The 794-nt window shown below is 46.1% G+C and carries 2 pseudogenes; one reads left to right on the forward strand and one right to left on the reverse strand.

The features are described 5' to 3' along the window. Positions 1 to 140: pseudogene (locus CIK04_RS27875) on the reverse strand (cob(I)yrinic acid a,c-diamide adenosyltransferase); the annotation flags it as partial. 103 nt (positions 141 to 243) lie between these two features. Between CIK04_RS27875 and CIK04_RS27880 the strand changes: the two are divergent. Then, positions 244 to 697: pseudogene (locus CIK04_RS27880) on the forward strand (low molecular weight protein-tyrosine-phosphatase). Positions 698 to 794: the final 97 nt, after the last annotated feature.

A 794-nucleotide genomic window follows, 5' to 3' on the forward strand; every position in this document is an offset into this window, starting at 1 on the left:
TTTCCATTGCCCGTAATGACGAGAAGCAGTCCCTTTTCTTCCTGAGCTTGAGCAATTTTAGCGTCGACTTGCTCTTCACTTTTTGTTGGCGCTCTTGTGTCGCTGAGCTTTACTGTCTCTGTGGATAGTTTTCGCTTGATACGCTTTCGTCAGACATAGACATCCCTTTTCAGCTTTTCGATTTTGCGGCTATGATAGACCATGTCGAATGGAAGAAAAACCACTGATATTACAGGGGATAGAATGAAGAAAATTTTGGTTGTCTGTATGGGAAACATTTGTCGTTCCCCAACTGGAGAGGCCGTATTAAGAGCAAAAGCACAGCAACTGGGGTTGATGTAGAAGTGGACTCTGCAGGACGATAGGTACACGCAGGCATACCCGATCATCGGCCATGCAGGCAGGGCAGCAACGTGGTTACTCTTTTTAGTGGCATTCGTTCGCGTCAAGTTGACGCCGAAGATTTTGTTAAGTTCGATATAGATTCTAGCGGTCAGACAAAGCGAACTTAGCTGACCTTTTTGATATTTGCCCAAAGGAGTATCGTCACAAAGTGTCACTGTTTCTCAGCCATGCAGAGTTGGATGTGGATGAAATTCCTGATCCTTATTACGGCGGTGAGGAAGGGTTTGATTTGGTGCTGGATCTTATCGAAGCCGCGTCAGAAGCGATTCTTGAGAACGTTGCAAAGAACTAACGACCCTACAAAAAGGGAGTGACGTGAACTCATCCCCTAAAGTGATTCATCCGCGAGTACGTCGGTGGCGACTTTATAGCTCGGATCTTCTTTGACG

The sequence above is a fragment of the Vibrio sp. 03_296 genome (assembly GCF_002265885.1).